This is a genomic window from Magnetovibrio blakemorei (assembly GCF_001746755.1).
GTDB classification, from domain to species: Bacteria; Pseudomonadota; Alphaproteobacteria; order Rhodospirillales; family Magnetovibrionaceae; genus Magnetovibrio; species Magnetovibrio blakemorei.
Map to the genome: position 1 here is coordinate 1 of NZ_MCGG01000008.1, position 26,256 is coordinate 26,256.

Consider the following 26,256-nt stretch of genomic DNA (forward strand, 5'->3'; position numbering starts at 1 on the left):
TTTCGTTCCGGGGCTTTTTTGTTTTTCCCGCATCAAAACAGACCATTGATCGAATGCTTTGCATTGGCCGCAGGGTTGCCTACACTGGGCTCACCCTTACGCCATCGCATATCGGACATCTGTCATGACATCCCCTCTCCCCACCACGGCGCAAAACTGGCTGAGCCTCTTTCCCGCCTTGGAGTGCCTGGAAAACGACACCATGGCGCGATTGGCGGAGACTTCTCAGGTGGTCGATATTCCCGCCGGACAGACGATTTTTCGTGCCGGGGATGCCTGTCAGAGCTTTTTGTTGGTCTTAGGCGGCGTCGTTCGCGTGCAGATGACGTCGGAAAACGGCCGAGAAATTATCCTGTACCGGGTTGATGCCGGTGAAACGTGCATCCTCACCACCGCCTGTTTGTTGGGCCACGACCCCTATGGGGCCCAGGGCATCACAGAAACCCAAGTGCGCGCCGTGGCGATCCCGGCCGCCGTATTTCATCAATTGCTGGCCACCTCCCAGGTGTTGCGCGACTTTGTCTTCAAATCCTACGCCACCCGTTTGGCCAACCTGATGGTGCTGATTGAGGAAGTCGCCTTTGGCCGCCTCGATATCCGTTTGGCGCGCTTTCTGCTCGATAAGGCTGATGCCGACGGCACCTTGCCCCTCACCCACCAACAACTGGCCGTCGAATTGGGCAGTGCGCGGGAAGTCATCAGCCGCCAGCTTAAAGAATATGAGCGCCGCGGCCTCGTACGGCTCCACCGGGGGCACCTCACGGTGCTGGAGTCCGCCCAGCTCAGCCGCCTGTGTGAGGCCTAAAGCCAAGCATTTGTGTGTTTGTGACTTGGTTACAGACACCAGGGTACTTGATATGGTTATCTACCCCTTGAAATTACCGTTCATTACCGTTCAGTATCTTTAGGAGAGACCCATGAACCTTGGTAGCATTGATCGCATTTTGCGCATCGTCGTCGGCGTTGGTGCCGTCACCTTCGCCCTTCTCAGCAAGAATGAGTATGCCGTTTACGGCTATATTGGCATTGTGCCGTTGCTGACCGCCGTTGTGGGCATCTGCCCGGCATATCTGCCGTTCGGCATCAAAACCTGCAAAACCAACTAAGTCTATAGGGTCCCTGCTCAACAGCAGGTCCTGAAAAACGGATTTCGGGGCGTCACGGCGATCATTTCGCGCTTTGTGACGCCCCGTTTTTTTGGGGATGGATTCGCTTATGGAAGCCAATGGGGATGGATTTTCCGTCAAGAATGCACGGTGAGCGCCTTTTCATAGCCCCCAAATCGCCTGAAATGCATCCAAATGTGATTCTAAGCCTCCTTTAATGCACAAAAATTACCCCTACTTTTAAAATGATTACAATGTAAAATATGCATTTTTTCATCCATTATCAATGACTTGTGAAAAAACTTCATTTTATATTTAAAAAATATTGGCAAAATATTTTTATTTACCCCTAGACAGTTCATTAGTTTCTTCTTATATAAGGAACATACGATGTACCTGACACGATCAGCGACATCGGGAGACCGCAGGGATACCTCCCCTCCCCTCTGACACTCTGCGGACCCTCCTAAAGGACTCTCCGTCTCCCCCAGGACGTGAGACCACCCTTTCGAACTGGCCGGGCTCTTAGGAGTCCGGCCTTTTTTTTTCGCAAAAGATGTAAAGCCGCGCTGAAACGTGGCCCCGGACGTGAGCCTAGGACCCGCCCCAAAATGCCCCCTCAAGCCAAACGCGCGGCGACCACCTCATCGGCATTGCGGCCGACCAATTCCTGCAAGTGAACATAGCGAAAGTCATAGGTTCCCACCCCCAGGGTTTGAGACCTGAGATCAATGATCAAGTCGTGCATTTCAGCGGCGGGCAAATGTGCCGTTACTTCATCCCAACCGTGCCATTGATCGCGGGGCTGAAATCCCAAAATCTGTCCACGTCGCGCCGACAAAATCCGTTGGGCGTTGGAGGTAAACGTGTTCGGCACCAAAACCTTCACCTCACAAATCGGTTCCAGCAGCACCGGCTGACAATCGGGCATGGCTTCGCGCATGGCCTGTTGAGCGGCCTTTTTAAAGGCGAAATCGGAACTGTCCACATTGTGGGACTGGCCGTCGGTCAAGGTGACGTGAATGTCCACCACGGGAAAGCCCAAGGGGCCGCGAGCCAAATATTCTTTCACCCCCGCTTCGACTGACGGAATGTATTGGCGCGGCACCGCGCCGCCATGCACGGCATCTTCAAACTGAAAGCCCGCACCGCGCGCCAAGGGTTTGACAATGATTTCCACATCGCCAAATTCACCATGACCGCCCGACTGTTTTTTATGCCGCGCGCGCCGCGTCGTGGTGGCGCGAATGGTTTCTTTATACGGCACCTGGGGGCGCTTGCCGACGATGTCCAGATTATGACGCCCCGTCAGCTTGTCCATGACAATGCGCAAATGCATTTCGCCTTGTCCCCACAGCACCAGTTCACCCGAAACGGGGTCGTGTTCCAAAATCAAGGACGGGTCTTCTTCGCACAGCTTTTGCACCGCACCGGTCAGACGCACCTCATCGGCTTGGCCGTTCATTTCAATGGCCAAGGAATACAGCGGACGCAACGGTTCGGGCCAAGACAATTGATCTGGACCTGTGTCTTTGCTCAGCACATCACCCGTATGCGCGCCTTCAAGACGACCTAACGCCACCACGTCACCCGTCGCCACGCTCGCCACCTTGTCAAACTTTTGCCCCAAGATCTGATACAATCCCGAGATGCGCCCTTGGGGAAAATCTTGTCCATCTTTCAAGTTGTCGGACCACACCCGGGCAATCGACACCTTGCCCATGTGCCCCGCATGCAGCGTTTTAAACACCAAAGCATCGGCCTCACCCAAGCCCAAGCGTTGGGCCGTTGCGGAGGCTTCCGGCGTTTCATGACGCAACGCTTTCCATAAACGTCGCACCCCATTGTCGTGCTCGGCAGAGCCAAAAAACACCGGAACGATGTCGTCGTGGGCCAAGTCGCGTGTCAGATTGTCATAGACCTCTTGTGACGAAGGGCTGACGTTTTCCAGCAATTCTTCCAAAAGTGTATCGTCAAAATCGGCCAGCGCTTCGAGCATCTCTTCGCGCGCGCCCAGTTCCGCTTCCAGCAGTTTATCGGGCAGCCCAACCAATTCGGAGGTTTCGTGGTCACGCCATTTAAAAGCCCGTTCCGACACCAAATCCACGTGCCCGACCACGTGACCGTCTTCACGAATGGGAATTTCGCGCAACACCAAAGGATGGCGCGAATGCTCCTGCAAGGCTTCCAGGGTTGCTTTCACACTGCCGCCGTCTTGGTCCATTTTGTTGACGAACACCATGTGCGGCACGTCGTAATCATCCAACATGCGCAGCACCGGACCGACGGTAAGGGCTTTGGAGGGATCGGCTTCGCACACAACGATGGCGGCATCCGCCACCATCAATGCCCCTTGGCTTTCTTGCAACAATTCAACCGATCCGGGGCAATCCAAAATGGTCCAGGGATCGCCCAAATACGTGCAGTGTGCGACGTTCAGTTCCGTCGACATTTGCCGACTGCGCGCTTCGGGAGAGCCATCTCCAACGGTGCTCGCTGTTCGCACGCTGCCCTTGCGGTTAATGGCCCCGGCGGCCATCAGCAAGCTTTCCAACAAAGTGGTTTTACCGCTGAGATACGGGCCGATCAGGGCCACACAGCGTGGCGTCGATTTGGATTTGGTCATGGACAGCCTCCCTCTTCTCGGGTGCGGCCCACAATCAGGTCAAAGGAGCCTTTTACCCATCTTTTAGGGATAAAAGGGTACTGCTCCTCAACACGGTTGCCAAGAGATGATCCGCCCGTACGTTGAGATATTCCGTCCCACCGCTTCAGCTGCCGACTTATGTCGCAGGCGGCGTGACGGGTGCAGGCGCGGGGTCGTTTCCGGCGGGGGTATCAGAACCGCCCGTGCCGCCCGAGGTGCCATTGTACGCGGCCAGCAAAGCCGTCACCAAAGTCTGGATTTGCTTCGGCGCAGATTTCTGGACCGCTGACGTAATGGTCGTTTCGGTCGCCGCCCAATCGCCTTTCGCCAACGCGGTATAGATGGCGCCGGCATCCGCTTCGGCCACCGGAACTGCCACTTGAAAACGCACCGTATCGGTAAACGCGGTGAAGTCGGTGACGACATTGATATCGACGTTGTTAACGATCATGGCCTCTTCCCATCAATTTTAAGCGGCAGGTTTTTTCACGGCCGGGGTGCTTGGGGGCGTGCTTTTCTGGGGGGCCACGCTGATAAAATAATCCAGCGAACCCGACACCGCCAACGGGGCAAAAGCCTTGGCCTGCGCCTTCACCGACGCCCAGTCGCCACTGTCCATCGCCGCCTTCAGCGCCGCCGCCTTGCCCGGCGGCACCGGAATATCCAGTTCAAAATGGATGCGTGTCGACTGCATGGTGCAATCGGCCAAATACGCAACCGTCACAACGTCCATCGCCATAAGAGGCCTCCCCGAAATGCTCAATCCGTCCAAGGGTCACACCCTCGTCATGCTATTGACGGAGGTGGGAGAGGATTGTGAAAGGAAAAATATTATAGTCCATAGGATCGCCCGTCTCTGGACAGACCGACACGACAAGAGCATCATTAATCTTATATTATTTTTGCGATTGCCTGACTGATTTAAACGCACGATTCCACTCGGAAGTTTTGATCATGCCCCTTACATTTTCGCGCAGGCAATTCTTGATCGGACCATTAGCCCTGACGGCATGCCAATTTCCTTTTGCCACTTTAGCGGACACCGCATGCAAGCCGCTTAGGGGCTTGGTGATTCTGATTGACTTTCCCAACTTGCAACGCCCCTTCCAAAAACATTTTCCCATTGATCGCTTTCAAAAACTGAGCCGCTACGTTAGCGAAATGTCGTACGGCAAGGTCTGTGTTGAGTTCGAGTTTACAGACTGGCATCAAATGCCTGCCCCGATTTCCGAATACGCAATCTCACCCGCCAATCTCAAGGTGGACAAGTCTCGGGTTGTCCGTCTGCTCCAAGACGCCATTGACGGTGCCGACAAAGCACACGATTTCTCCCGCTTTGATTATGTTGCCATCTTCATGGGGGCCCGTTTCAAAGACTATGGCATGGTCGGCCTCTGTGGGTATCCGGGCATGTTGGGATGGCGACAAGAGATAGTCTTTAAAACTCAGGGCAAGGGCCAAGTCGTTCCCAACGGCATTGCCATCTTCACCGCATCCGCTCATTTAGGTACGCTTTTTCACGACAGCGCCCATGTCTGGGGCGGTGTGGTAAACGGCAAGCGCCGAGTGCCCTGCCTTTACGATCATGACCTTCAAGAACAGCATCCAACCATCGCCGATGATTTTGCCGCCGCCATGATCAACATGGGCTATTGGGACCCGATGTCTTGTCACTTTTACAAATACCAACAGCCGCCGCCGGGCATATCCTCTTGGACCAAGCTCCGCCTCGGGTGGTTGGCTTCCCATAAGGTCAAGACCATTGAACCCGGTGCCTCTAACGAGGTGCTGTTGGGGCCGTTGGAAGACGAAACATCCGATGTCCTCGTCATCCGCATCCCATTGTCACCGACACGCTCTATTCTGATCGAAAACCGTCAACCCATCGGCCTATTTGACAGCGTTCTGCCGGCTCATGGCATCTTGATCATGCACGCGAACGATGACATTGCGGAATGCCGAAATGGAAGGGCCCCCGTAAAACTGGTGAATGCCAACCCAACAACATCATATTTGACAGGTGCGGCGTTTGACCTTCCAGGCGTATCCGAGTACGCCGACCCGAAAAGCAATATCAAAATCAAGCTGCTTGAAAAAATCGGCATGTCCTACCGGATTTCTATTGAGAGAATTTCATAAATCACAGCCAAGAAAAAACCGTATCAGGATAAAACTGATACGGTTTTTTCATATTCGTATGACAACGGCCCCAATCGGGGAAGTGTTTACTTCAACGCGGCACATGCCCGCTGGATGCGGGTGCACGCTTCGGTGAGCGCGGCGTTCGAGGTGGCGTACGACACCCGGAAGTAGGGGCTCAAGCCAAACGCTTCGCCGTGCACGGCGGCGACGCCTTCGGCTTCCAACAGGTAGGTGACGAAGTCGCCATCGTTGTTGATCACTTTGCCGTCCGGCGTGGTTTTGCCGATGCAGCCCGCGCAGCTGGGGTAAACGTAAAACGCGCCTTCGGGCGTCGGGCATTCCAGGCCTTCGGCTTCGTTCAACATTTTGACGACCAGATCACGGCGGCCCTTGAAGGCATCGTTGTTGCCTTTGATGAAGCTGTGATCGCCGTTCAACGCTTCCACGGCGGCGGCTTGCGAAATCGACGAGGTGTGGGTGGTCGATTGCGATTGCACCTTGTTCATGGCTTTGATGACGTCGGCAGGACCGGCCGCATAGCCAACACGCCAGCCGGTCATGCAATAGGCTTTGGACACGCCGTTGAGCGTCAAGGTGCGGGGATACAGGCCCGGCTCCACCTGGGCGGGGGTGACGAATTCAAAATCGTCATAAACGATGTGTTCGTACATATCGTCGGTCATCACCCACACGTGGCTGTTTTCCGGCTTCATCAACACATCGGTCAACGCCTTCATTTCCGTGCGCGAATAGGCCGCGCCCGTGGGGTTGGACGGCGAGTTCAAAATCAGCCACTTGGTTTTGGGCGTGATCGCCGCTTGCAGGGCCGCCGGTTTCAGCTTGAAATTGTCCGTCACCGGGCAATCGACAAACACCGGGGTGCCTTCGGCCAACAGCGTGATGTCCGGATACGACACCCAATAGGGCGCCGGAATGATGACTTCATCGCCGGGGTTCAGGGTCGCCATCATGGCGTTATAGATGTTTTGCTTGCCGCCGCACGCGACCTGAATTTGCGCGGGCGTATAATCCAGTTCGTTGTCGCGTTTGAGCTTGGCGCAAATCGCTTGACGCAACGCCATGGTGCCTTCGACGGGGGTGTACTTGGTGGCGCCCGCATCAATGGCAGCCTTGGCGGCGGCTTTAATGTGATCGGGGGTGTCGAAATCCGGTTCCCCAGCGCCCAAACCGATCACATCCATGCCCGCGGCTTTGAGCTCAGCGGCTTTGGTGGAAACGGCAATGGTGGGGGACGGCTTAATGCGGCTCAGACGGTCGGCGATAAAAGGCATAATGACCCCTTCGTCAAAAGTGAAAATACTGCAGGAAACTACGACGAACGGTGCCAAATCGCAACACGCGAATGGACCGTGTATGCAAGGAAAGGCAAAGCGGCTACCATAAGCCCATGAACGCCCTGTCCTATCGTTTTGAGCTAAGCTTGCTGGCCCTCGTCGCCGCCGTGATGGCGTGGTCCGTGACGGGCCCTCATGACATGGCGACCTGGTGGATGGAAGCCGTGCCGGTGGTCTTTGTCGCCCCTGTGTTGATTTTAACCCATGGCCGATTCCCGCTGACCCCGCTCAGTTATGGTTTGATTGCGGTTCATGCGTTGATCTTGTTGATCGGTGCGCATTATACCTATGCCTTGGTCCCGGCGGGCCAATGGCTGCAGGACGCGTTTGACCTAAGTCGCAATCACTATGACCGCTTGGGCCATTTTGTCCAAGGCTTCGTCCCCGCGATCATCGCGCGCGAGCTTTTGATCCGCACATCGCCGCTCTGCCCCGGCAAATGGCTGTTTGCGCTTGTTGTGCTGTCGTGTCTGGGCATCAGTGCGGCTTATGAACTGATTGAATGGCTGGCCGGGGAACTGAGCGCGGACGGCGCCAGTGCGTTTCTGGGCACCCAAGGCGACGAGTGGGACACCCAAAAAGATATGGCGCTCGCCGCCATTGGGGCCATTGTTGGCTGTCTTTCGCTCGGGCGTTGGCAGGATCGCCAAATCGCCCAGTTGGGTCTAAAGGCGCAGGCCCCAGATGAACCTGGTTGACCTTAGCTGGCCTTCGGTTTGTCAAACACGATCCCATAATGATAGGGCGGCAATTCGACCACGCCGTGCAGACGAAAGCCCACCGGCAAGACTTCGTCCATCACCGCGTCAGGCGTCATGCGTAAGGCGGTGTTGGGGCCGCGCGGTTGGCCCAAGACGGTGGTGTCTTCTTTGGGCCGAGAGTGCCAGTTGACGATGGCCAACTGACCGCCCGGTTTCAAGGCGTTAAACACTTCGCGGGCCAGCTGTTGTTTGTCCGGGCAGCCGTGAAAGGTGTTGGCGATCAAAACGTAATCGGGCTGGGACGGCAATACGTTGTGCAAAGAGCATGCATCACATTCAATCCAGCGGATGGTGCCGTTCAGCACACCTGCGCGGGCCGCACGGTTTTTAGCCTTTTCCAGCAGCGCAGCATCCAAATCGACGGCCATCACCCGGCCCATACCGCCAACGATGTGCGCCAATGGAACCGTAAAGTGTCCATCGCCACAGCACAAATCCAGGACCGAAACCCCAAAATCAATGCCCAAGCGCCGAAGCACACCCTCTGGATCCGGCCATAAAGCCTTCCACCAATCCGAATCCGGCATCATCGTGGCCGGAAAAATTGCGGGATGATTCATGCTCATCACGCCTCCCCCTGTTGTGATTTGAGAAATATATAGCCCGATTCTGCCCTCAATGCGAGTCGATCATTACGCTTGCACCCTAGCCCCATCGTCTTATAACAAAGTCATGAGCGATCTTGTGAAACCCGGATATCTGGCTGATGCCCAGCCCAAGCCGCAGCCCAAGCCAGGCCAAGGACGGCCGTTTGAGCTGGTGTCCGATTTTGCACCCGCAGGCGACCAGCCCGAAGCCATTAAAGAGCTGGTTCAAGGCCTCCGAGACGGCGAGCAAAATCAAGTTTTGCTGGGCGTGACGGGTTCTGGCAAGACCTTCACCATCGCCCACGCCATCGCCCAAGTGGAACGCCCAGCGCTGATTTTGGCCCCCAACAAAACCCTGGCGGCGCAGCTGTATGCGGAAATGCGCGACTTTTTCCCTCACAATGCGGTGGAATATTTTGTTTCGTATTATGACTATTACCAGCCCGAAGCCTACGTCGCACGCACCGACACCTACATTGAAAAAGACGCCTCCATCAACGAACAAATTGATCGCATGCGCCATTCCGCCACCCGCGCCCTGTTTGAACGCCGCGATGTCATCATCGTGGCGTCCGTGTCGTGCATTTACGGCATCGGTTCGGCGGAAACTTATGCCGACATGGTGGTGAAGCTGGAAGTGGGCCAGGAATACACCCAAGACGACGTTCTCAAATCCCTGGTGACGCTGCAATATCGGCGCAACGACACGGCCTTTGGCCGCGGCATGTTCCGGGTGCGCGGCGACGTGGTGGAGATTTTCCCCTCTCACTATGAAGACCGCGCTTGGCGGCTGAGTTTCTTTGGCGATGAACTGGAAAGTATTTTTGAGGTCGATTCCCTGACCGGCGAAAAAAACGCCCAGTTGGACCACATCACCGTTTATCCCAACAGCCACTACGTCACCCCGCGCCCAACCTTGTTGCAAGCCATTCCGCAAATCAAGGCGGAGATGAAGGCGCAAATCGAAACCTTTCGTGCCGAAGGCAAACTGCTGGAAGCTCAACGCATTGAAGAGCGCACCACCTTTGATTTGGAAATGCTGGAAAGCACCGGACATTGCAGCGGCATCGAAAACTATTCACGCTATTTAACCGGCCGCGCCCCAGGTGCGCCGCCGCCCACCTTGTTTGAGTATCTGCCCGAGGACGCCTTGATGATCGCTGACGAAAGCCACGTCTCGGTACCGCAAATCGGCGGCATGTACCGAGGCGATTACAATCGCAAATCGACCTTGGCCTCGTTCGGCTTTCGCCTGCCCAGTTGCATCGACAACCGCCCGCTGAAATTTGAAGAATGGGACGCCATGCGCCCGCAGACCATCTTCGTTTCCGCCACCCCCGGCCCGTGGGAACTGGAACGTACCGGCGGTGTGTTCACCGAACAAGTGGTGCGCCCCACCGGCCTCACCGATCCCGAATGTATTGTCCGCCCGGTTGCCTCCCAAGTGGATGATTTGCTGGGCGAATGCAAAGCCTGTGCGGCGAAGGCAGAGCGTGTTCTGGTCACGGTTTTAACCAAAAAGATGGCGGAAGAGCTGACCGAATACATGCACGAGCACGGCATTCGTGTACGCTATATGCATTCCGACATTGAAACCTTAGAACGCATTGAAATCATCCGCGATCTACGTTTGGGCGCGTTTGACGTGCTGATCGGCATCAACCTGTTGCGCGAAGGCCTGGACATCCCCGAATGCGCGCTGGTGGCGATTTTGGATGCCGACAAAGAAGGTTTTTTGCGCTCCAAAACATCCCTGGTGCAGACCATTGGTCGGGCGGCGCGCAATTTGGACGGCCGGGTGATTTTGTATGCCGACAAGATGACCAACAGCTTGGACTACGCCATCGGCGAGACCAACCGCCGCCGTGCCCGTCAGGAAGCCTATAATCTGGAGCACGGCATCACCCCCGAAGGCATCAAAAAGCACATCGGCGATGCCCTGGGCTCCGTTTATGAACAAGACTACGTCACCGTCGATACCGGCGACAGTGGCGACCCGCATCTGGTAGGCAAAAGCCTCAAACAGCACATTCTTGACCTGGACGGACGCATGAAAAAAGCCGCCGCCGATTTGGAATTTGAAGAAGCCGCCCGCTTACGCGATGAAATCCGCCGCCTGGAAGCCCATGAGTTGGGCCTGGATGGCGCGGGCGTGTCTAAATTCGCCGCCGCCCAAGCGGGCGCAGGATCACGCAGAAAGACCAAAAAACGCTAACGTTTCGAGGACCCGTCATGTTTGGACCCAACAGCCAAATCCCGCTCCGTTCCACCGCCGTCGCCTGTGCCGTGTTGCGGCAAACGTCAAATGGGACTGAAGTGCTGGTCATGCGCCGAACCTTAAAGCCATTGGACGGCGTGTGGTCGTTGGTCACGGGTCATGTGGATGAAGGCGAAAGCGCCTGGCAGTCCGCATTCCGCGAGGTTGAGGAAGAAACCGGCCTGACGCCGTTAGCGCTTTACACCGCCAATTTCTGCGATCAGTGGTACAACCACCGGGTCAACGTGATCGAAATTGTGCCGATGTTCGTGGCATATGTGGATGGAGAAGATAACATTAGCCTCAACGAAGAGCATTCTGAATTCAAATGGCTCAGTGTTATAGACTCGATCAATCTGATTCCCTTCCACGGCCACAAAACCGCGTTGGAGCACATCCGTCACACGTTCATCGACAACACCCCACCTGAATGGCTCAAAGTCGAGGTTGGGATTTCGTCTTAGCCCACCAATTCAGGGCGCATCATCCAATTCAATTGCCAGCCAAGTTGGGCGCGCTCCAGACACACAATGGTGCCGGGCGTAAAGCCAACGGTGACACCGTCTTCGCGCCCGGTCAAACACCGCGCGACCATTCGGCCCAGAAACGGTTGGTGCCCGACGACCATCAAATCACCGCCTGCCGCCTCTGCACCGTGCAGCAAATGATCGGTGTGGTCGTTCGGACCAATCCCATCCAAATGCACTGAGGCTTTTCCAAACCACGCGGCTTTGGCCAAGATATTGGCGGTTTCCTCGGCGCGGACTTTGCCGGAATGTGCCACTTCATCGACCAACACCCCGCCATTAAGTAAAAAAGCCGCCATTTTGGCGGCGTCTGCCAAGCCCTGTTCACTGAGCGGGCGCTCCGGACTTTGCTCTTTGGTGAGGGCTTGGGCATGTTGCACCAAATACAGCTTCATCGGCTCAATCCTCTTCTTTTTTGGCACCCCGCACCAAGCGCGGTCCCATCATCCAGCGCAATTGCCAACCATCCCCATAAGGCCCCCGTGACAAAGACATGATGGAACCGGTCTTGACCTCAACCAGGCCACCATGAGGGTTTCCGGTCAACAAATAAGAGGCCGCTTCCCCCATAAACGGTTCATGCCCGCACACCAAGGTGTCATCGGTCCAGGTTTCCGCAACACTGGCGAAGGCTTTGACATTGCCCCAAGGTTCAATGCCATCCATTTCTTCAAGCACAATTGTGGGGGCAATCTGTGCGGAAACGATTTCGGCCGTTTCACGGGCGCGGGCCAAGGTGCTGTGCACGACTTTTGACACCGCAATGTCTTGACCACCCAAATACGCGGCAACGGCACTGACATCTTCACGTCCCCGCACGCTGAGCCGCCGATCAGCGTCTTCAGGCCCAAATTCAGCCTTGCCATGACGCATCAGATACAACCGCATGACAATCCCCCCTCTGTCGCTTTGCCCACGCTTAAAGTCTACCCATCTATGCGCCAAAGCGCCATAAGCGCTTAAAAGATTGTCATTTTATTTTTATTAAAATGAAACATTGACCTTATGGATGTAATGGTTTTAATTCGGCCCCTTATATAAGCCTTTTGGATTATACTCAGGATTGCACCCATGACCTTTATTCAATGGAACGACAGCTTTAAAGTTGGTCACGCTGTCATCGATTTTGATCACATGACGCTGGTCAACATCACCAATGAACTGTTCATGTGCGTTGACCGGGGCTCATCGGAGGCGCGCATTGAGCAAACCATTTCTCACCTGATTGACTATGTCGAACGCCATTTTCAACGTGAAGAGACGTTGTTTCTAGAAACCGACTATCCCGACGTGCAAATGCACTTGGCGATGCACCAAGACATCACCAAAACGGTGCGCGACATCGCGTTGATCTATAAAACCAAGCCCGAGGCCATCAACATTCATGAGGTTTTGGAGTTTCTCAAAAAGTGGCTGACCAACCACATCTTGAAAGCCGACCAAGGCTATATTGACTACTTAAAATAATTTTCCGTCCACATACCCAGATCCTGGCTTCAGCAGGTCCTTTTAGCGGGTACTTTTAGCGGGTCCGGGCGGCATCGAAAATCACTTTACCCAAGATCGTCGCCGGAACTCCGGCCTTGCCGCCTTCTTGGGAAAGAATTTCAGTCGCCCGGTTGAAAACATCCATAATCAGGTCTGAAAGATCGATGCTGAGGCCCTTCGGCAATTTGGTGAACAGGCCATCAACACTGACCACCAGGCGCTCAATCCCGATGCGCAGTTCATCATCGTTTTCCACCGTGCGCGACAAGTCTGCAACCTTGCGCGCCAAAACCAAGACAAACCCTTTGCTCCAGCACGTCACGCGGGCCTTTTGACCTTGCTCACTGAGCAGTTCCATATCTTGACGGGTCAAGGACTTGGTCAGTGCCTCGACATAGCCAGCCCCGCTACCGTGTTGTTCAACAGCATCATAAAGCTTTAGAATCAATTCGCTCAGGACGTAACCACGACATTTTGTCCCCTTAGGGCACAACAAACAGTTCTTCATTTAGGCGCTCCGCTGCCCCCCACTTCATTGTCATGTCACTGTAACCTTCGTAAGGCCATTTTTCTAGTGTGGTTTAGCACAAAGACAAAAAAAACGGCCCCCCATTTGTGGAGAGCCGTTTTGCAGAGTGTGCGGCGTCAGCCCGATAACGTCCGCGATGTCTTAATGCGCTGCACTCGACACGCCGAGGGCTGCGAGCATGGCTTCGGCGGTTTTGATCGACGCCTCAGCATTTGCTTTTTCTATTTCGCTGCTGGCCTTTTCCAGGTCTTGGCGTCCTGCGTCGAGACGCGTTTGCGCTGTGCCTTGGTCCAGGTCGTGAATGTAGGTGGCCTCTTCCGCCAACAGTGTGCACCGATCCGGAGTCACTTCAACAAAACCGCCGGACACAAAAATGCTTTCCGACACTTTGCCGTTTTCGTACATATCCACCACGCCCGGGCGCACGGTTCCGATCAACGGCGTGTGACCCGGCAACACACCGATATCACCCTCTGAACACGGTATAACGACCATGTCCACCAATTGCGCCTTCACCAGCCGCTGCGGCGATACCAGTTCGAACTCGACCCTGTCGGCCATGTGATTTACTCCAAACCCGAACGTGCGTTAGGCGGCTGCGGCGGCCATGCTTTTGGCCTTTTCGACGACCTCTTCAATGGTGCCAACCATGTAGAAAGCAGCTTCCGGCAGATGATCATACTCGCCTTCGACGATGCCTTTAAAGCCCTTGATGGTGTCTTCGAGCGACACCAACTTGCCCGGCGAACCGGTGAAGACTTCGGCCACGTGGAAAGGCTGGGACAAGAAGCGCTGAATTTTGCGTGCGCGTGAAACGGTCATTTTGTCTTCTTCCGACAATTCGTCCATGCCCAAAATCGCGATGATGTCCTGCAAGCCTTTGTAGGTCTGCAAAATCTGCTGAACCTGCGTCGCCACACCGTAGTGTTCTTCACCCACAACACGGGGATCAAGAACGCGTGAGGTGGAGTCCAGCGGATCCACAGCCGGGTAGATGCCGAGCTCGGCAATCTGGCGGCTCAAAACCGTGGTGGCGTCCAAGTGAGCAAACGACGTCGCAGGCGCCGGATCGGTCAAGTCATCGGCCGGCACGTAAATCGCCTGCACCGAGGTGACGGAGCCCTTCTTGGTCGAGGTGATGCGTTCTTGCAGCGCGCCCATGTCGGTGGCCAGCGTCGGCTGGTAACCCACAGCGGATGGGATGCGGCCCAACAGCGCGGACACTTCGGAACCGGCCTGGGTGAAGCGGAAGATGTTATCAACGAAGAACAACACGTCCTGGCCTTCTTGATCACGGAAGTATTCCGCCAACGTCAAGCCGGTCAACGCCACGCGCGAACGGGCTCCGGGAGGCTCGTTCATCTGACCGTAAACCAAGGCAGCTTTGGAGCCTGTGCCTTCCAGGTCGATAACGCCCGATTCAATCATTTCGTGGTAGAGATCGTTGCCTTCACGGGTCCGTTCACCAACGCCCGCAAACACCGAATAGCCACCATGACCTTTGGCGATGTTGTTGATCAGTTCCATAATCAGAACCGTCTTGCCCACACCGGCACCGCCGAACAGACCGATCTTGCCGCCTTTGGCGTACGGTGCGATCAGGTCAACGACCTTAATGCCGGTTTGCAGAATTTCTGAAGACGTCGACTGTTCAGAGAACGCCGGAGCTTCGTTGTGAATGGGGGCTTTGGATTTTGTCACCACCGGACCGCGTTCATCAATCGGCTCGCCGATGACGTTGATGATGCGTCCCAGGGTTTCCGGGCCAACCGGAACCATGATCGGCGCACCGGTATCGGTCACGTCCTGGCCGCGTTGCAAGCCGTCGGTGGAGTCCATCGCAATGGTCCGCACCATGTTCTCACCCAAATGCTGGGCAACTTCGAGAACCAGGCGCTTGCCTTCGTGTTGCAATTCCAATGCGTTTAGAATGTTGGGCAGTTCGCCAGCCTTAAAACGCACGTCGATAACGGCGCCCGTGATCTGGGTAATTTGTCCGATGTTTTCTTTGGCCATCGCTGGAGCTCCTTCAGGGGTGTGCAGCGTTTCTCTACAGCGCTTCAGCGCCGGAGATGATTTCAATCAATTCACTGGTGATATTTGCCTGACGCGTACGGTTGTACTTCAGCGTCAGCCTGTCGATCATTTCGCCAGCGTTGCGGGTTGCATTGTCCATGGCCGTCATACGCGAACCATGTTCAGATGCTGAGCTTTCAAGCATTGCCTGGAAGAGCTGGACACCGAGATTCTTCGGCAACAGAACTTCAAGGATTTCGCTTTCTTCGGGTTCAAATTCGTAAACGGCTTTCAACTCATGACCACCCACATCGGCTCCCAAACCTGCGTCTTCCGGCGCAAACGGGATCAGTTGCTGGCTGGTTACAATCTGCGTCATCGCCGACTGGAACTTGTTGAAAACGATGGTGCAGACATCAAATTCGCCAGCCTCAAACATGGCTGTTATGCGGTCTGAAACGGCAGTCGCTTCCGTGTATTCAATGCCCTTCTTGCCACCGATACCGGTGATCCGGTCCACAATATCACTGCGGAATTCGGATTTCAGAAGGTCACCGCCTTTGCGCCCGACGCACAACAGTTTGACTGTTTTGCCCTTGCCCCTCAGTTCATGAATGAGCCGACGGGTTTCGCGTACAATCGTGCCATTGAAGCCGCCGCAGAGGCCACGGTCTGATGTAAACACCACCAACAAGTGGGTTTGGTCTTGCCCGTTACCGGCAAGCAACTCCGGTCCGCCTTCCACACCGGCAAACGAGCCGGCCAGGGAACGCAGCACCGTGTCCATACGCTGTGAGTATGCGCGTGCGGACTCGGCGGCGTCTTGAGCGCGGCGCAATTTCGCAGCCGCGACCATTTTCATCGCCGAAGTGATCTTGCGCGTCGATTTGACGCTGTCGATCCGGATTTTTAGGTCCTTGAGGTTAGCCATGAGCCGTTGTCCCGCTCCGCTCCTTGAAGTCTACGATTAAGCGAAAGACTTGGTGAAGTCTGCAATAAACTTCGCCAGCTTTGCTTCGGTTTCCGCAGACAGGGCTTTTTCATCCCGAATGACGTTCAAAATATCGCCGCCTTTGGCGCGCAGCTCGCCGAGCAGAGCATGCTCGTAACGAGTAACGTCCTTGGTTGCGATTTTGTCCAAATGGCCCTTCACACCAGAATAGATGATGCAAACCTGTTCTTGAACGGTGAGCGGGCTGTATTGCGGCTGCTTCAACAGCTCGGTCAAGCGCGCACCACGCGCCAAGAGCCGCTGCGTCGCCGGGTCAAGATCTGAAGCAAACTGGGCAAACGCTGCCATTTCGCGGTACTGAGCCAGTTCCAACTTAATCGAACCCGCAACCTGCTTCATGGCCTTAATCTGCGCCGCAGAACCCACACGAGACACCGACAGACCCACGTTCACAGCGGGGCGGATGCCTTTGTAGAAGAGTTCCGATTCCAAGAAGATCTGACCATCGGTGATGGAAATCACGTTCGTCGGAATGTATGCCGAAACGTCACCCGCCTGGGTTTCGATAACGGGGAGTGCCGTCAAAGACCCGTTGCCCGCTGCATCGCCCAACTTACAGGCGCGCTCCAAAAGGCGAGAGTGAAGATAGAACACGTCGCCCGGATAGGCTTCACGACCAGGAGGACGACGAAGCAACAGCGACATCTGACGATAAGCAACAGCTTGTTTGGTCAAATCGTCATAGAAAATGACCGCGTGCTGACCGTTGTCGCGGAAGAATTCACCGATGGTGGCACCCGTGTAAGGAGCCAGGAACTGCATTGGTGCGGGGTCGGATGCGGTTGCCGCAACGACCACGGAATATTCCATCGCGCCATTGTCTTCCAAAGATTTCACCAACTGGGCAACCGTGGAGCGCTTCTGACCAATGGCGACATAAATGCAAAACAGCTTGTCGCTGTCGTTGCTGGCCGCTGCATTGGTGGGCTTTTGGTTGATGATGGTGTCGATGATGACAGCCGTTTTACCGGTTTGGCGATCACCAATGATCAATTCGCGCTGACCACGCCCGATGGGGATCAAGCTGTCGATCGCCTTCAGGCCGGTCTGCATCGGTTCGTGAACCGATTTACGCGGGATGATGCCCGGTGCCTTGACTTCCACGCGCGAGCGCTTGGCGTCCGTGATGGGACCTTTACCGTCAATGGGATTGCCCAAGCCGTCAACGACGCGACCCAAGAGACCTCGGCCGACGGGAACGTCAACGATGGTGCCGGTGCGCTTAACGATATCGCCTTCTTTGATACCCCGGTCATTGCCGAAGATGACAACACCGACGTTGTCTTCTTCAAGGTTCAGGGCCATGCCCTTGATGGCGCCCGGAAACTCGACCATTTCACCGGCCTGGACGTTATCAAGGCCATAAACACGGGCGATACCGTCACCGACGGACAACACCTGGCCAACCTCGGCAACTTCTGCCTCGGTCCCAAAATTTGCGATTTGATCTTTTAAGATTGCGGAAATTTCCGCGGCACGGATATCCATTATCCAATCCCCTTCATGGAGAGGTGTAGCTGCTGCAATTGCGTTTTAAGCGACGAATCGATCATGCGTGAACCCACATTGACGATCATCCCGCCAAGCAAGCTCTCGTCAACATCGGTCTCGACAGAGATTTTGGTCCCCACCGAAGCCTTCAAAACGTCGATCACGGCCTGAAGCTGAGCGTCTGAAAGCTTTTTGGCCGAAATGACATGTGCCGAGGATTCACCCCGGCGGCGAGAAAGTTCATTTAAGAACGCTTTGATGATGCCGTCCAGCACGGGCAATCGACGGTTCTGGGCGACGGTACCGACAAAACGGCCCGTAAGTTCGTCCATTTCGGCCTTCGCGCACAGCGCGGTCAAGACCTTAACCTGATCGCCCCGGGACAGGACCGGTGACGTGATCACCCGTCCCAAATCGGCACTATCGTGAATGAGAGCCCTCAATCCCTTGAGGTCTTCGGCAACCTTGTCCAGCTTGTTAGCAGACTCCGCCAGATCATAAAGAGCTGTGGCGTAGCGGCCTGCAAGGCCGGTGGTGGCAGTGGTCTCGGATGACACTTGGGAAGATTCCCTGACCTAAAGTGTGATACGGCGTTAGGAGAGGACCTAAGGCCCCCCGCAGAACGATCTTTGTGACGGCAAAAACAAAAATGCTGCCACTGCGAAACGCGGCAGTTATCTAACACACGGGTATGGGGGTTGCAAGGCGACTCTTTCGATATTTTTTTTCGCAGAAACACAGGGGGTTGGAGGATTTGTGACACAGCGCCCTATATGCTTATTTTCACATATTAGCGATATTGCATATAAAACAGGCTTGATGTTACAAAATTGGCTGAATTCTGCGCTAAATCAGTCTCTGCAAAAGAACAACGCAGGTGCACAATAAAAATGTTGGGTTTCGTATATTTGTCCCCCCTCATACACAGGCGCTTATAAAAAACTTTGCGGATCGACGTCAATTTGGATTCGCACCCCTTTTTCGCGTCGTTTTGCCACACCCAAACGCGCCAACCATTCTTGAATGATAGGTTGTGGAACAATGCCAGGCCTCAACTTCATCAACAAACGCCGACGATAACGTCCACGCAACAGCGCCAGCGGGGCGGGCGCGGGTCCCAAAACTTCGATGCCATCGTATCCAGGGGCCATGCGCGCCAAGCTCACCGCTTGCGCCTCAACAGCGGCCTCAACCTTGCCCGACACGATCAACGCCACCAAACGACCGAACGGTGGCATATACAATTCTTCACGGGCTTTGATTTCGGCGTTGATGAACTGATCGCGCACGCCCGACTTCATCGCCTGCATCACCGGATGGTCGGGTTGGAAGGTCTGCACCAGCACCCTTCCTGGATGCTGGCCACGTCCGGCCCGTCCGGCAACTTGGTAGAGAAGCTGATAGGTCCGCTCGGCGGCGCGCAAATCCCCGCCTGCCAAACCGAGGTCTCCATCCACCACGCCCACCAGGGTCAACATGGGAAAGTGATAGCCCTTGGCGACGATTTGCGTGCCAATGATCAAATCCACATCGTGGCGTTCAATGCGCGCAACCAAATCCTGAGCGGCACGCGGTCCGGTCAAGGTATCGGAGCTGGCCAGCGCCACACGAGCGTCGGGAAAGGCATTGATGGCTTCTTCGGCGACCCGTTCGACACCGGGTCCGCAGGCGTGAAAACTGTGCTCGGCATGGCATTCGGGGCACTGCTGGGGCATCCGGTCGATGTGGCCGCAATGGTGACATTGAAGCCGCCCCCGCACCCGGTGTTCCACCAGCCACGCCGAACAATTGGGGCATTTGAGACGAAACCCGCAGGTCCTGCACAGCGTCAGCGGCGCATAGCCACGCCGGTTCAAAAACAACATCGCCTGCTCGCCCGCTTGAAAGGTCTCTGTCAATGCGTCGATCAGCGACGGCGACAGCCACCGGGTCGCGGGCAATTTTTCGCGCCGCATGTCGATCAGGTCTAGGGCGGGTAACACCGCGCCACCGTGCCGTTGCGGTAAATGTAATAAACCATACTTGCCACTGCTGGCATTCACCGCCGTTTCCAGGGACGGTGTTGCGGACACCAGACAAATGGGAATTTCACCCAGATGGGCACGCACCACGGCCATATCGCGGGCGTTGTAAATGACGCCCTCTTCTTGCTTAAAAGCCGGGTCGTGCTCTTCATCGACAACGATCAGGGCCAAATCTTTAAACGGTAAAAACAGCGCGGAGCGCGCCCCCACCACCACTTGGGCGCGGCCATCGGCCACGGCACGCCAGGTTTCACGGCGTTCCTTCACCCCCAATTCCGAATGCCATTGGGCCGGAGGCGCTCCGAATCGTTTTTCAAAACGCCCCAACCACTGCGAACTCAGGGCAATTTCAGGCAGCAACACCAACACCTGCTGGCCGTGTTTCAAGGCTTCGGCGACCGCTTCGAAATAAACTTCGGTCTTGCCCGACCCCGGCACCCCGTCCAGCAGCACCGCAGCAAATCCGCCGGATTTGGTTTTCGCCACCAAATCCGTCGCCGCCGCATGCTGATCACCTGACAAACTTGGCCCGTCCAGAGTCGGGTCGGGGTTTTGCCATTGAGGTTCTTGAATCTGGCTGACTTCTTCCAGAGCTCCAGCTTTGGCCAAGCCGGTTACTACAGCAGGGGTACATGCGGCCTCTAGGGCGGCATCAGATGCACTTAAGGGTGGGCCGTTTTTCAGCACCGCCAACACCCGTTCGCGGGCGGGCGTCAAGCGCAGGTCGGGCATCTCTGCCGCCACCCGGTAGACCTTCACGCCTTTGGGCGATTCCAGGGCGTCCGGTACACTCATAGCCATTTTGAGGACCGCGCCCAGGCTCGACAATGTGTAATTCGCCAGCCACGCGATAAAGCGCCGCATCAACGCCGTCATGGGCAGGGCGGGCAATTTTTCGACGATGGCTTTGAGCTTTTGGTCCTCAATCTCGCCAGCCCCCGGCCCCCACACCACGCCCACCAGCTTTCTGGGGCCAAATGACACCCGCACAAAATCACCCGCGCGCACAGTCATGTCGTCGGCCACTTTATAGTCGTACACTTGGCCCAGCGGCACCGGCAGCAACACGCCGCAGCGCATACCGGGGAGAAACTCTTCTATGGGCGAATCGTCTTTTGTCATGCCCCTAATGCCCCGCAGCGTAAATTCAGACCCCTATAATCCTTGATGACAGCGGGCTGTAAAAGTCTTCGCCACCCATCGTCATTGCGAGCGCAGCGAAGCAATCCAGGATCGTGCACTCCGTGCCACCGTATGGATTGCCGCGCCCCCTTTGGGGGCTCGCAATGACGAAAACAATCAGACAATGCACGCACCCCTCACCCAATCCCCGAATATAATTATAGGTCATTATTTCCGTTCCTCGGTATTAAGTCTACGGAAGGAAAGCCTTAACGAAAATGGTTCATGATGAGCTCAGACGATTCGGCCCTTTATTTTCGCTGACACCAACAGGGGCCATTTAACTGTGAGGGACGCCCTATGACGACCAACATGCTGAATGCCGAAACCCTGCTGAACGATGAGGACATCGGCCAGTACCTTTTGGATAACCCCGGTTTCTTTTCCCGCAATCCGGAAATTTTGGTCAACATGCAAGGCCCCACAACGGCGCCCCGCGCGGACGGCGCGATTGATTTTCAATCCGCCATGGTCGACCGTTTGCGCGACGAAATCCAAAATCTCACCGCCTGCACTCAGGACGTGATTGAGACCAGCCGTTCCAACATGACCTATTTGACGCGCACGCATGCCGCCGTCTTGGCGTTGCTGTCGGCGCAAGACGCAGCCCACATGGCACGCATCATCACCGAAGATTTGCCGTTGCTTTTGGATGTGGACGTGGTCGCATTTGGCTTCGAGCAGCACATCAAAGCCGAAGCCGCCTTACGTTTGCCCGGCGTGCGCATGTTGCCGATGAATTTTTTGGATGCCCATATCGGTGAAGGCGGCGATGTAGCGCTGGTCCGCGACATGCTGGACGATGGCACTATTTTTGGCGAAGACTGTACGGCCGTGCGCTCCGCGGCCTTGGCGCGGCTGCGCCCCAGCGCCTATACGGCGGGCGGCGTCATTGCGTTGGGCTCTTATATGTCGGGCGCTTTTCATGCCGGCCAAGGTACGGACTTGCTGAACTTCTTGGCGCGGGTCAGTGAAAAGCTGTTCCAAAAATGGCTGGCCCCGGCGTAATCGCCCCCCCGTCTGCTGAGACGGTCGGGCCGCTCGATACGGTCCCTGCCGAGCCTGCGCTGAAACGCGCCCTTCAAGGTTGGCTGGATTGGCTCAGCCATGAAAAACGCTGTAGCCCCCACACCCTGTCCAACTACACCCGCGATGCCTCCCTGTTCTTGATTTTTCTGGCCGAGCATTTGGGCTACCCCCCCGGCGTTAAAGATTTAGAGCATTTACGCGCCGTAGATTTTCGCGCGTGGTTGGCGCGTCTCAGCGCTGACGGCAAAAGCCGCGCCACCATTGCACGACGCTTTTCGACCTTGCGCACGCTGTTCAAACACTTCGAACGCCAAGGCGTGCTCTCCAACGCCGCCATTCACGCTGTGCGCACGCCCAAGCTGGCCAAATCCCTGCCCAAAGCGCTGAGCGTTGAAGAAGCGCTGGAACTGGTAGAGCTGGTTGATGTTTTGGCCGCAGAACCCTGGGTCGGCAAGCGCGACCGGGCGCTGCTGTTCTTGTTGTACGGCTGCGGGCTGCGCATCGCCGAAGCGTTGGAACTGGACATCAAGGATCTGCCCAAAGGCGACGTCTTTGTCATCACCGGCAAGGGCAACAAACAACGTCTCGTGCCGGTTTTGCCCCAAGTTTCCGCGGCCCTCTCCCAGTACCTGAAAGCCTGCCCTTTTGCCCAATCGCCCAACCGGGCGGTGTTTTTGGGATCAAAGGGCAAACGTTTGCAAGCGGGTGTGGCCCAAGCCATGGTGCGGGATGCACGGGCCTATTTGGATTTGCCCGACACCGCCACGCCACATGCCTTGCGCCACAGCTTTGCCACACATCTGTTGTCCGGCGGCGGGGATCTGCGCACCATTCAAGAGCTGTTGGGCCATGCCTCGCTCAGCACCACACAGCGCTATACCGATGTCGATTCAGCACGTCTGCAAGCGGTCTATGCCCATGCCCATCCCCGCGCCAAACGGCAAAAATAACTGAAATTTCTGCATTTCTTTTATAAGCGACGTTCAAGAACCCGCTTTGTGTGCGCGCATAGTACTACCCACTGTGCACATTTTTCTCATATGAAAGAGCATAAACACACACAGGGGGAAATAAATAATGATCCGTTTACGCACGCTTCTTGCCGTCGCTTTTGCCGCACTTTTGTCGCTGCACAGCCCGGCCCAAGCCAATGAAAAAATGAAACCGTTTGTTTTGGCAAGCCAGGGGGCTGGCTCGCTTGCCGCAACAGTCACTGACACCACGTCGAAACTGCAAAACGCTGGTTTTGAAATTGCCGGCACGTATGCGCCCTATGACGGCGCAATGGTGCTCATCATCACCAATGACGCCTTAAAAGCCAACGCCGCGAAATCCGAATTCGGCGCTTATGGGGTCGCCCAGCGCGTTTCCATCACCGACGTTAAGGGCACCGTCCAGGTGGCGTACACCAACCCGACTTACATGGCCGCCGCCTACCGCATGGCCGGCGACTTGGCCGGCGTCAGCAGCGCGCTCAGCGCCGCACTGGGCAATCAGGGGGAGTTTGGCTCTGAAAACGGCCTGACCGCCAAAGAATTGAGCGGTTATCACTACGCGTTCTTGATGGAATATTTCGACGATCCGTCCAAACTGGCCAAATACGACAGCTATGCGGACGCCATCAAAGGGGTCGAAGCCGCGCTGGCCAGCAACAAATCCGGCACAACTTTGGTGACGCGCATTGACGTCCCGGGTAAAGACGAAAGCTACTTTGCCGTGGGTTTGTCGGGCGATTTGGCCAACAACGATACAAAATTTCGTTCCGATACCTTCATCATGAGCGAAATCGATTTCAAAGACACCCGCTCAACCGCACACCTGCCCTATGAATTCATCGTCTCGGGCAATCAGGTTTATGCGCTGTATGCACGCTTTCGCATCGCCATCAATTTCCCTGATCTGTCGATGATGGGTGACAACAGCTTCATGAACATCATGGCCTCACCCGAGGCCATCCGCGCGGCTTTGACCGAAGCCGCCGGTGGTGAGTTTAAGGGGAAATAAATCACATCGCGCGTCCGGGTCAAAACCGGGAGCAAACCGCTAAAGTATCTGCCGCCCGGCCTCAAGCAGGGTCTCATGCCGGGCGGCGGTCTTTACAAACGAGCACTCTTTATGGTTTAATAAGAACAATCATAAGGACACAATACTTGGAGTATACTATGCCAGATACGGCTCTGACACCGACTCCTTTACAAACCTATTGCCTGGACGAGGTTACCCGTCGCGCGGCGCGGGTGGCGCTTGCACAGCATGATGCAGTGCGTATTCCTTACATCTGCCAACTGTCCGGCAGTTCTGAAGAAATCATGATGATCAGCCGCTATGCCGCTGAGCGCATGGTCGTCGCGACCAAAGGCGCCATCGACACCGATGAAGCCCGGGTGCTGGCCATGGTTCACATCGCCAAACTGTGCATAAACGATATTTCTGACCTGCTGCACATGCCGGGACAAAAAACCGCCAAAATACTTATGGAGTTGGTGGCCCGCGGACTGGCCTTTTCGCACACCATCCATGGCGTGCTGTGCTACGTCCAAACCGACGGTGAGGTACACACCCAATTCACGGATTTAGCGCTGGGGGCTTTAAGCGCCTAAGGCACTGTTCTAAAAAAATACAATTGGGCCTGAACGGAAGATCGTTCAGGCCCAATGCATTTCAAAGACCGTTGGCCCGCATAAGGGCCGCTATATGGTCTATATGTGGATGGCCCGACCCAAGCACGCCAAGGCGGCTTCTTTCACCGCTTCAGAAGTGCCGGGATGAGCGTGGCTGGTGCGCGCTATGTCTTCCGACGCACCGCCGAATTCCATCGCCAAAACGATTTCCTGAATCAATTCACCCGCACCGGGACCGATGATGTGCGCGCCGAGCACGCGGTCCGTCTTGGCGTCCGCCAAAATTTTGACGAAGCCTTCGGTATCGCCCACCGCACGGGCGCGGGAATTGGCCATAAATGGGAATTTGCCGACCGTATAGGCGACGCCTGCCGATTTCAGCGCCTCTTCGGTTTTGCCCACGGCAGCGATTTCCGGGTGGGTATAAACGACGCCGGGAATGGCCCCGTAATTCACATGACCCGCTTGTCCGGCCAGAATTTCGACACACGCAATGCCTTCTTCTTCAGCCTTGTGCGCCAACATCTGACCACCGATAACATCACCGATAGCGTAAATGCCTTCAACATTGGTTTTGAAGTGCCCGTCGGTTTTCACGAACCCACGCGGATCCATTTCGACACCGACCTTATCCAGGCCCAGCTTGTCGGTGAACGGACGACGACCAATGGACACCAGCACGACGTCCGCCTTCAAGGTTTCGGCCTTACCGCCAGCAGCCGCTTCGACCGTCAGCGTGACGCCCGTCTTGGCCGTTTTTGCCCCCGTCACCTTGGTTCCGGTTTTGAAATTCAAGCCCTGCTTTTTGAAGGTGCGCGCCGCTTGTTTGACCACTTCACCGTCCATACCGGGGAGAATTTCCGCCAAGAATTCGACCACCGTGACATCCGCACCCAAACGCCGCCACACCGAGCCCAATTCCAAACCAATCACACCACCACCGATGACGATCATGGATTTCGGAACTTTGGGCAGATTCAAAGCCCCGGTCGAGGTGACGATTTGTTTTTCATCAATGGTCACACCGGCCAGCGGTGCCGGTTCGGACCCCGTAGCGATGATGATATGCTTGGCAGCAAAGGTATCCTTGCCGACCTTCACTTTGCCCGGTGCCGAGATCACGCCTGCACCGACAATGTGCGTGATTTTGTTTTTCTTAAACAAGAACGCTATGCCCTTGGTCAAATCGCCGACCACGGCGTCTTTGCGCCCCAGCATGGTTTTCAAGTCCAGCTTGGGTGCAGCGACGCCAACGCCGTGTTGTGCCAAACCGTGCCCGGCCTCTTCAAACAAGTGCGACGATTGCAACAACGCTTTGGACGGAATGCAGCCCACGTTCAGGCAGGTGCCGCCCAAGGTTTCGCGCATATCCACGCACGCGGTGGTAAAGCCCAATTGCGCGGCGCGGATGGCGGCGACGTAGCCGCCCGGTCCACCGCCAATAATGATGACGTCAAATGCGTTCTCAGCCATAAAAAAATC

Annotated in this window: 26 protein-coding genes; 11 read left to right on the top strand and 15 right to left on the bottom strand. The window is 55.8% G+C overall.

Annotated features, from left to right (window positions below; translation table 11 throughout):
• The first annotated feature begins 124 nt into the window (after window positions 1–124).
• Window positions 125–805, top strand: coding sequence for a Crp/Fnr family transcriptional regulator (locus BEN30_RS01610; protein WP_069956598.1), 681 nt, complete (start codon window positions 125–127; stop codon window positions 803–805).
• A 112-nt stretch (window positions 806–917) separates the two neighbouring features.
• On the top strand, window positions 918–1,106 hold the full coding sequence (locus BEN30_RS01615; RefSeq protein WP_069956599.1) for a YgaP family membrane protein: 189 nt from the start codon (window positions 918–920) through the stop codon (window positions 1,104–1,106).
• 619 nt (window positions 1,107–1,725) lie between these two features.
• Here BEN30_RS01615 and BEN30_RS01620 read toward each other — a convergent pair.
• The 3 genes from BEN30_RS01620 to BEN30_RS01630 all read right to left on the bottom strand — a co-directional run bounded on the left by BEN30_RS01620 (window position 1,726) and on the right by BEN30_RS01630 (window position 4,492).
• Entirely contained in the window at window positions 1,726–3,732 is a 2,007-nt protein-coding gene (locus BEN30_RS01620; protein ID WP_069956600.1) for an elongation factor G, read from the bottom strand.
• A gap of 157 nt (window positions 3,733–3,889) precedes the next feature.
• A complete protein-coding gene (locus tag BEN30_RS01625; RefSeq protein WP_069956601.1) occupies window positions 3,890–4,204 on the bottom strand; it encodes a hypothetical protein in 315 nt (104 codons plus the stop codon).
• Between the two features lie 18 nt (window positions 4,205–4,222).
• Window positions 4,223–4,492, bottom strand: coding sequence for a hypothetical protein (locus tag BEN30_RS01630; protein WP_069956602.1), 270 nt, complete (start codon window positions 4,490–4,492; stop codon window positions 4,223–4,225).
• A gap of 329 nt (window positions 4,493–4,821) precedes the next feature.
• Here BEN30_RS01630 and BEN30_RS01635 point away from each other — a divergent pair, with 329 nt between their 5' ends.
• Window positions 4,822–5,892 (top strand): hypothetical protein, encoded by a 1,071-nt coding sequence (locus tag BEN30_RS01635; RefSeq protein WP_139134796.1) that lies wholly within the window; start codon window positions 4,822–4,824, stop codon window positions 5,890–5,892.
• An 86-nt stretch (window positions 5,893–5,978) separates the two neighbouring features.
• On the opposite strand, the gene BEN30_RS01640 is transcribed toward BEN30_RS01635, so the two are convergent.
• Entirely contained in the window at window positions 5,979–7,187 is a 1,209-nt protein-coding gene (locus tag BEN30_RS01640) for a pyridoxal phosphate-dependent aminotransferase (protein ID WP_069956604.1), read from the bottom strand.
• Between the two features lie 71 nt (window positions 7,188–7,258).
• On the opposite strand from BEN30_RS01640, the gene BEN30_RS01645 reads away from it, so the two are divergent.
• Window positions 7,259–7,948 carry a DUF2238 domain-containing protein gene (locus BEN30_RS01645; RefSeq protein WP_211563239.1) on the top strand — a complete coding sequence of 230 codons (690 nt, stop codon included), beginning with the start codon at window positions 7,259–7,261 and terminating at the stop codon, window positions 7,946–7,948.
• Between the two features lie 2 nt (window positions 7,949–7,950).
• Here BEN30_RS01645 and BEN30_RS01650 read toward each other — a convergent pair whose 3' ends face one another.
• Complete coding sequence (locus BEN30_RS01650) at window positions 7,951–8,571, bottom strand: class I SAM-dependent methyltransferase (RefSeq protein WP_084004938.1); 621 nt, start codon at window positions 8,569–8,571, stop codon at window positions 7,951–7,953.
• A gap of 112 nt (window positions 8,572–8,683) precedes the next feature.
• On the opposite strand from BEN30_RS01650, the gene uvrB reads away from it, so the two are divergent.
• Together uvrB and BEN30_RS01660 are read left to right on the top strand one after the other, a co-directional pair.
• Window positions 8,684–10,813 carry an excinuclease ABC subunit UvrB gene (gene uvrB, locus BEN30_RS01655; protein WP_084004903.1) on the top strand — a complete coding sequence of 710 codons (2,130 nt, stop codon included), beginning with the start codon at window positions 8,684–8,686 and terminating at the stop codon, window positions 10,811–10,813.
• Between the two features lie 17 nt (window positions 10,814–10,830).
• Window positions 10,831–11,319: an NUDIX hydrolase gene (locus tag BEN30_RS01660; protein WP_069956607.1), complete on the top strand. Its 489-nt coding sequence runs from the start codon at window positions 10,831–10,833 to the stop codon at window positions 11,317–11,319.
• On the opposite strand, the gene sixA (BEN30_RS01665) is transcribed toward BEN30_RS01660, so the two are convergent.
• A complete protein-coding gene (sixA, locus tag BEN30_RS01665) occupies window positions 11,316–11,777 on the bottom strand; it encodes a phosphohistidine phosphatase SixA (RefSeq protein ID WP_069956608.1) in 462 nt (153 codons plus the stop codon). The genes BEN30_RS01660 and sixA (BEN30_RS01665) overlap by 4 nt on opposite strands.
• A 4-nt stretch (window positions 11,778–11,781) precedes the next feature.
• Window positions 11,782–12,270, bottom strand: a complete 489-nt coding sequence (gene sixA, locus BEN30_RS01670; protein WP_069956609.1) for a phosphohistidine phosphatase SixA — start codon at window positions 12,268–12,270, stop codon at window positions 11,782–11,784.
• A gap of 183 nt (window positions 12,271–12,453) precedes the next feature.
• On the opposite strand from sixA (BEN30_RS01670), the gene BEN30_RS01675 reads away from it, so the two are divergent.
• On the top strand, window positions 12,454–12,849 hold the full coding sequence (locus BEN30_RS01675; RefSeq protein ID WP_069956610.1) for a bacteriohemerythrin: 396 nt from the start codon (window positions 12,454–12,456) through the stop codon (window positions 12,847–12,849).
• 55 nt (window positions 12,850–12,904) lie between these two features.
• On the opposite strand, the gene BEN30_RS01680 is transcribed toward BEN30_RS01675, so the two are convergent.
• The 7 genes from BEN30_RS01680 to BEN30_RS01710 form a co-directional block, all read right to left on the bottom strand.
• Window positions 12,905–13,378 (bottom strand): hypothetical protein, encoded by a 474-nt coding sequence (locus tag BEN30_RS01680; protein ID WP_069956611.1) that lies wholly within the window; start codon window positions 13,376–13,378, stop codon window positions 12,905–12,907.
• A gap of 162 nt (window positions 13,379–13,540) precedes the next feature.
• Entirely contained in the window at window positions 13,541–13,960 is a 420-nt protein-coding gene (gene atpC, locus BEN30_RS01685; protein ID WP_069956612.1) for an ATP synthase F1 subunit epsilon, read from the bottom strand.
• 27 nt (window positions 13,961–13,987) lie between these two features.
• Window positions 13,988–15,415, bottom strand: a complete 1,428-nt coding sequence (atpD, locus tag BEN30_RS01690; protein WP_069956613.1) for a F0F1 ATP synthase subunit beta — start codon at window positions 15,413–15,415, stop codon at window positions 13,988–13,990.
• A gap of 34 nt (window positions 15,416–15,449) precedes the next feature.
• On the bottom strand, window positions 15,450–16,346 hold the full coding sequence (locus tag BEN30_RS01695; protein ID WP_069956614.1) for a F0F1 ATP synthase subunit gamma: 897 nt from the start codon (window positions 16,344–16,346) through the stop codon (window positions 15,450–15,452).
• A gap of 36 nt (window positions 16,347–16,382) precedes the next feature.
• Window positions 16,383–17,915 (bottom strand): F0F1 ATP synthase subunit alpha, encoded by a 1,533-nt coding sequence (gene atpA / locus BEN30_RS01700; protein WP_069956615.1) that lies wholly within the window; start codon window positions 17,913–17,915, stop codon window positions 16,383–16,385.
• Window positions 17,915–18,475: a F0F1 ATP synthase subunit delta gene (locus BEN30_RS01705; protein ID WP_069956616.1), complete on the bottom strand. Its 561-nt coding sequence runs from the start codon at window positions 18,473–18,475 to the stop codon at window positions 17,915–17,917. The genes atpA and BEN30_RS01705 overlap by 1 nt, the downstream gene beginning before the upstream one ends.
• A gap of 375 nt (window positions 18,476–18,850) precedes the next feature.
• Entirely contained in the window at window positions 18,851–21,064 is a 2,214-nt protein-coding gene (locus BEN30_RS01710) for a primosomal protein N' (RefSeq protein WP_069956617.1), read from the bottom strand.
• Between the two features lie 360 nt (window positions 21,065–21,424).
• On the opposite strand from BEN30_RS01710, the gene BEN30_RS01715 reads away from it, so the two are divergent.
• The 4 genes from BEN30_RS01715 (at window position 21,425) to BEN30_RS01730 (ending at window position 24,753) form a co-directional block, all read left to right on the top strand.
• Window positions 21,425–22,132, top strand: coding sequence for a DUF484 family protein (locus tag BEN30_RS01715; RefSeq protein ID WP_069956618.1), 708 nt, complete (start codon window positions 21,425–21,427; stop codon window positions 22,130–22,132).
• The gene (locus BEN30_RS01720; RefSeq protein ID WP_084004904.1) at window positions 22,114–23,103 is read left to right on the top strand and encodes a tyrosine recombinase XerC; all 990 of its coding nucleotides are present in this window, start codon (window positions 22,114–22,116) and stop codon (window positions 23,101–23,103) included. The genes BEN30_RS01715 and BEN30_RS01720 overlap by 19 nt, the downstream gene beginning before the upstream one ends.
• Before the next feature lie 127 nt (window positions 23,104–23,230).
• Window positions 23,231–24,157, top strand: coding sequence for a hypothetical protein (locus BEN30_RS01725; RefSeq protein ID WP_069956619.1), 927 nt, complete (start codon window positions 23,231–23,233; stop codon window positions 24,155–24,157).
• A 158-nt stretch (window positions 24,158–24,315) separates the two neighbouring features.
• On the top strand, window positions 24,316–24,753 hold the full coding sequence (locus BEN30_RS01730) for a hypothetical protein (RefSeq protein WP_069956620.1): 438 nt from the start codon (window positions 24,316–24,318) through the stop codon (window positions 24,751–24,753).
• A gap of 99 nt (window positions 24,754–24,852) precedes the next feature.
• Here BEN30_RS01730 and lpdA read toward each other — a convergent pair whose 3' ends face one another.
• Window positions 24,853–26,247 carry a dihydrolipoyl dehydrogenase gene (gene lpdA, locus BEN30_RS01735; protein WP_069956621.1) on the bottom strand — a complete coding sequence of 465 codons (1,395 nt, stop codon included), beginning with the start codon at window positions 26,245–26,247 and terminating at the stop codon, window positions 24,853–24,855.
• Window positions 26,248–26,256 lie beyond the last annotated feature (9 nt).

Bases quoted from the DNA above. Each gene is read 5' to 3' on its own strand.
- BEN30_RS01610 (WP_069956598.1), top strand. From the start codon at position 125: ATGACATCCCCTCTCCCCACCACGGCGCAAAACTGGCTGAGCCTCTTT.
- BEN30_RS01615 (WP_069956599.1), top strand. From the start codon at position 918: ATGAACCTTGGTAGCATTGATCGCATTTTGCGCATCGTCGTCGGCGTT.
- BEN30_RS01620 (WP_069956600.1), bottom strand. From the start codon at position 3,732: ATGACCAAATCCAAATCGACGCCACGCTGTGTGGCCCTGATCGGCCCG.
- BEN30_RS01625 (WP_069956601.1), bottom strand. From the start codon at position 4,204: ATGATCGTTAACAACGTCGATATCAATGTCGTCACCGACTTCACCGCG.
- BEN30_RS01630 (WP_069956602.1), bottom strand. From the start codon at position 4,492: ATGGCGATGGACGTTGTGACGGTTGCGTATTTGGCCGATTGCACCATG.
- BEN30_RS01640 (WP_069956604.1), bottom strand. From the start codon at position 7,187: ATGCCTTTTATCGCCGACCGTCTGAGCCGCATTAAGCCGTCCCCCACC.
- BEN30_RS01645 (WP_211563239.1), top strand. From the start codon at position 7,259: ATGGACCGTGTATGCAAGGAAAGGCAAAGCGGCTACCATAAGCCCATG.
- BEN30_RS01650 (WP_084004938.1), bottom strand. From the start codon at position 8,571: ATGAATCATCCCGCAATTTTTCCGGCCACGATGATGCCGGATTCGGAT.
- uvrB (WP_084004903.1), top strand. From the start codon at position 8,684: ATGAGCGATCTTGTGAAACCCGGATATCTGGCTGATGCCCAGCCCAAG.
- BEN30_RS01660 (WP_069956607.1), top strand. From the start codon at position 10,831: ATGTTTGGACCCAACAGCCAAATCCCGCTCCGTTCCACCGCCGTCGCC.
- sixA (WP_069956608.1), bottom strand. From the start codon at position 11,777: ATGAAGCTGTATTTGGTGCAACATGCCCAAGCCCTCACCAAAGAGCAA.
- sixA (WP_069956609.1), bottom strand. From the start codon at position 12,270: ATGCGGTTGTATCTGATGCGTCATGGCAAGGCTGAATTTGGGCCTGAA.
- BEN30_RS01675 (WP_069956610.1), top strand. From the start codon at position 12,454: ATGACCTTTATTCAATGGAACGACAGCTTTAAAGTTGGTCACGCTGTC.
- BEN30_RS01680 (WP_069956611.1), bottom strand. From the start codon at position 13,378: ATGAAGAACTGTTTGTTGTGCCCTAAGGGGACAAAATGTCGTGGTTAC.
- atpC (WP_069956612.1), bottom strand. From the start codon at position 13,960: ATGGCCGACAGGGTCGAGTTCGAACTGGTATCGCCGCAGCGGCTGGTG.
- atpD (WP_069956613.1), bottom strand. From the start codon at position 15,415: ATGGCCAAAGAAAACATCGGACAAATTACCCAGATCACGGGCGCCGTT.
- BEN30_RS01695 (WP_069956614.1), bottom strand. From the start codon at position 16,346: ATGGCTAACCTCAAGGACCTAAAAATCCGGATCGACAGCGTCAAATCG.
- atpA (WP_069956615.1), bottom strand. From the start codon at position 17,915: ATGGATATCCGTGCCGCGGAAATTTCCGCAATCTTAAAAGATCAAATC.
- BEN30_RS01710 (WP_069956617.1), bottom strand. From the start codon at position 21,064: ATGACAAAAGACGATTCGCCCATAGAAGAGTTTCTCCCCGGTATGCGC.
- BEN30_RS01715 (WP_069956618.1), top strand. From the start codon at position 21,425: ATGACGACCAACATGCTGAATGCCGAAACCCTGCTGAACGATGAGGAC.
- BEN30_RS01720 (WP_084004904.1), top strand. From the start codon at position 22,114: ATGGCTGGCCCCGGCGTAATCGCCCCCCCGTCTGCTGAGACGGTCGGG.
- BEN30_RS01725 (WP_069956619.1), top strand. From the start codon at position 23,231: ATGATCCGTTTACGCACGCTTCTTGCCGTCGCTTTTGCCGCACTTTTG.
- BEN30_RS01730 (WP_069956620.1), top strand. From the start codon at position 24,316: ATGCCAGATACGGCTCTGACACCGACTCCTTTACAAACCTATTGCCTG.
- lpdA (WP_069956621.1), bottom strand. From the start codon at position 26,247: ATGGCTGAGAACGCATTTGACGTCATCATTATTGGCGGTGGACCGGGC.